Annotated in this window: 1 protein-coding gene and 1 pseudogene; both read left to right on the top strand. The window is 70.7% G+C overall.

Annotation, left to right across the window (positions count from 1 at the left end):
• A pseudogene (locus AB8Z36_RS39090) lies at window positions 1–611 on the top strand (hypothetical protein); the annotation flags it as partial.
• 235 nt (window positions 612–846) lie between these two features.
• Entirely contained in the window at window positions 847–1,830 is a 984-nt protein-coding gene (locus tag AB8Z36_RS39085) for a hypothetical protein (protein WP_369218112.1), read from the top strand.
• The last annotated feature ends 201 nt before the right edge of the window (window positions 1,831–2,031 follow it).

Here is a 2,031-nt window from a genome sequence, read left to right as displayed (position 1 = left end):
ACTTCGTGCTCGGCGGGGGCGGCTCCGCCTCGGTCGAGGACGACGGGGCGCACAAGCTGGTGCTGCCCGCCTCGGTGGGCGAGTACAAGAAGGGCGGCAGCGGCGACGCCCCCGACGACGGCCCGCTCGGCTCCGGCGACAGGAAGAACGCCGCGGAGCTCGGCATCAAGGACGCGGAGAACGTCGCGGCCGCGTACCAGTCGGGCCAGATCCTCAAGGGCGGGAAGCAGATGAGCTTCCAGGGGATGTACGGCGAGATCGAGGACCCGGAGAAGGCGGTCGACGACGGCTTCGCCAAGGCCGAGGAGAACGCGGAGAAGGAGTCCGCCAAGTCCAGTGACCCCGACGAGGAGATCGAGTTCGTCGGCAGCCCCGAGTCCTTCGAGCCCGACGGCCTCGACAACGCCGTGATGAAGTGCCGGAGCGCGAACATCAAGGACGACGACAAGGAGACCCGGCTCCCGATCTGCATCTGGGCGGACCACAGCACGTACGGCATCGTCTTCGGCATCGACGCCACGGCCATGCTGAAGGGCGGCGACGGCATCCCCACGGACGACGTGGCGCGGTTCGCCACCGACCTGCGCGAGGCGGCCCGCGTCAAGGCGTGAGCACGCGCATCCCGCAGAGGTGCGCATATCCGCCGTAGGTGCGCACAGGTACCGCACAGGTGAATGAAGGGTCCGGAAGTGCCGAGCGCTCCGGACCCCTCGCACATCCGGCCCAGGTCCGTGCTCTGGTACAGCCCTTCAACAACTGCGCATCGATCCGGTCCCGCCGCCCCGCGCCCTCCCCGCGTCCGACAGGATGTTCGTCAGACATAAGCATCGGGAGGGAACCCCAGTAATGAGCTACAACCAGCCGGGCCCGTACGGCGGGCAGCAGCCACCGCAGCCCGGTCCATACGGCCAGCAGCCGCAGCAGCCTGGCCCCTACGGCCAGCAGCCGCAGGCCCCGCAGCCCGGCTACGGCTACCCCCAGCAGGCCCCGCAGCAGGGCTTCAGCCAGCCCCAGCAGCCCGGCCCCTATGGTCAGGGCCCCGGTCAGTTCCCGCCCCCGCCGCCGGGCGGAGGCGGCGGCGGGAAGAAGGTGGGACTCGCCATCGCCGCGGTCGTCGTGGTCGCCGCGGCGGCGGTCGGCGGCTACTTCGCCTTCGCGGGCGACGACGACAAGGGCGGCAAGAACGGCGGCTCGTCGAACGTGGCGGGCGGCGGTGACGACGGCGGCGTCAAGGACGACGGCCCGCACAAGCTGACGACGCCGGAGACGGTCCTCGTCGACTACAAGAAGAAGCCGGGCAACGGCGGCACCAGCGGTGTCGACCTCGACAAGGCCGAGGCGGCCGGCGTGAAGAACGCCAAGGACGTGACCGCCCAGTACCAGTCGGGCAGTGACGACAACCCGATGGCGCAGAAGATCCTCAGCTTCGGCGGTGTCTACGGCGAGATCGACGACCCCGAGGGCGTCGTCGACAAGATGTTCGCCAACGCCGAGAAGAAGCAGCAGGAGGGCGCCACCGCCAACGGCGGCAAGGTCACGCTGGTGGGCAGCCCGAAGGAGTACACGCCGAGCGAGCTCGACGGCGCCGTGCTCAAGTGCCAGGAGATGAAGGTCGACATCGGCGGCGGCGCGGGCACCACCGGCTCCACGACCGGCTCCACCGGATCGAAGGCCATGTCCGCCTCGACCTGCATCTGGGGCGACCACAGCACCATCGGCTACGTCGTCGGCACCGACGTGGCGAGCGCCCTCTCCGGCTCGTCCGTCGACCTCGACGAGGCCGCCACCACCTCCGCCAAGCTGCGCAAGGAGGTGCGCGTCAAGCTCTGACGGCACGCCGCCCGAACGACGCCGGAAAACGGGGCCCTGGTCCGCGGACCGGGGCCCCTGCGTCAGGATGGCGGCATCACACCAGCGCTCCCAGGGGGAACCACGCCATGAGCCACCACCAGCCGGGCCCGTACGGCGGCCAGCAGCCACCGCAGCCCGGCCCGTACGGCCAGCAGCCACCGCAACCGGGCCCCTACGGCC

Origin of the sequence: Streptomyces flavofungini (assembly GCF_041028215.1) — a bacterium.
GTDB lineage: Bacteria > Actinomycetota > Actinomycetes > Streptomycetales > Streptomycetaceae > Streptomyces > Streptomyces flavofungini_B.
Note: the sequence above shows the minus strand (reverse complement) of the source record. Positions and strands in the feature narration are given on the sequence as shown.